At 73.3% G+C, this 1,570-nt stretch carries 1 protein-coding gene and 2 pseudogenes; all 3 read right to left on the bottom strand.

The annotated features are described in order from the left end of the window. Nucleotides 1–198, bottom strand: a pseudogene (locus DVA66_RS20240) (hypothetical protein); the annotation flags it as partial. 49 nt (nt 199–247) lie between these two features. Further along, nucleotides 248–517 carry a hypothetical protein gene (locus DVA66_RS20235; protein WP_114561562.1) on the bottom strand — a complete coding sequence of 90 codons (270 nt, stop codon included), beginning with the start codon at nt 515–517 and terminating at the stop codon, nt 248–250. Nucleotides 518–651: 134 nt separating this feature from the next. Continuing rightward, a pseudogene (locus tag DVA66_RS20230) lies at nt 652–1,570 on the bottom strand (chromosome segregation protein SMC); the annotation flags it as partial.

Genomic DNA, 1,570 nt, shown 5'->3' with positions numbered 1-1,570 from the left:
TGCCGCCGTGCCCGGCGCCCGGTCCTCCCGCTCCTGGGGCGGTGCGGTGGCGGTGCCGCCGGCCGGGCGCTCGAGCTCCTCGGCCGGCGGGGTCGGCGGCAGCTCCCGGCGCCGACGGACGACGACGGTCGCGACCACCGCGCCCACCACGAGGAGGGCGACGACGCCGACGATCAGGTACAGCAGGTTGGCATCCACCCCGACATCCTAGGGAGACGGGGTGACCGGCCGTCGGGGGTCGCCCGGGTCAGCGGGTGGCGTGCTCGGCCTGCGGCGCGGCGGTCGTCGCCGACGGGACGCGGTCGGACTCCACCCGCTCGACCACCTCGCGCACCAGCTTCTCCAGCCGCGGCGGCGCGTCGGCCTCACCGTTGAGGTGGCGGGCGGCGCGCTGCAGGCGGGTGCTGACGCGCGGGGCGCGGTCCGACGCCTTCCCGGCGATGCCCACCGCCACCACCAGGGTGATGCCCACGGCCACACCGAGCACGACCAGCATGGCGATCACTGCGCCGACCACGACACGTCCTCCTCCACGAGACCTCCGACCCGGTCCGCCGGGCCGCACCCAGTGTGCGTCGAGCACCTGAGAGTTGACCGAGACGACACGGAGACTTTCCCGATCCGAGGTGTCCTGCCGGTGAACTCCCGGCGTCATCCGGTGGCGGCGTCCGCGGTGTCCCGCAGCCGCTGGCTGATCACCGCCGAGACGCCGTCACCGCGCATGCTCACCCCGTACAGGGCGTCGGCGATCTCCATGGTGCGCTTCTGGTGGGTGATGACGAGCAGCTGGCTGGTGGCGCGCAGCTCCTCGTAGATCTCCAGCAGCCGGCCGAGGTTGGTGTCGTCGAGGGCGGCCTCCACCTCGTCGAGGATGTAGAAGGGGCTGGGCCGGGCCATGAACAGCGACACCAGGAACGCCACCGCCACCAGCGAGCGCTCCCCGCCCGACAGCAGCGACAGCCGCTTCACCTTCTTGCCCGGTGGCCGGGCCTCGACGTCGACGCCGGTGGTCAGCCACTCCCCCGGCTCGGTCAGCACCAGCCGTCCCTCGCCGCCGGGGAAGAGCCGGGAGAACACGTGCTCGAAGGCCTTCTCGACGTCGGCGTAGGCCTCGGCGAACACCTGCTGCACCCGGTTGTCGACCTCGACGATGATGTCCATCAGGTCCTGGCGGGTGCGGCGCAGGTCGTCCAGCTGCTCGGCCAGGAACGCGTGCCGCTCCTGCAGCGCCTCGAACTCCTCCAGCGCGAGCGGGTTCACCTTGCCCAGCACCGCCAGGTTCCGCTCGGCCGCGCGCAGCCGCTTCTGCTGCTGCTCGCGCACGTAGGGCACCGGCTCGGGGGTCTCGTCGTCCTCGCCGAGGGCGCTGCCGTCGGGCCGGGTGAGCACCGGCACCGGCTGCTCGGGCCCGAACTCGGCGAGCAGCGTGTCGGGGTCGAGGCCGAGCTCGGTGCGTGAGCGCTCCTGCAGCTGCTCGATCCGCATCCGCTGCTGCGCCCGTGCCACCTCGTCGCGGTGGGCGGAGTCGATCACCTGCTCCAGCGCCCGCGACAGCTCACGGGCCTCGGCG

Origin of the sequence: Desertihabitans aurantiacus, from assembly GCF_003344635.1 — a bacterium.
GTDB classification, from domain to species: domain Bacteria; phylum Actinomycetota; class Actinomycetes; order Propionibacteriales; family Propionibacteriaceae; genus Desertihabitans; species Desertihabitans aurantiacus.
The sequence above is the reverse complement of the archived record's forward strand: the minus strand, read 5'-3'. Positions and strand labels throughout refer to the sequence as shown.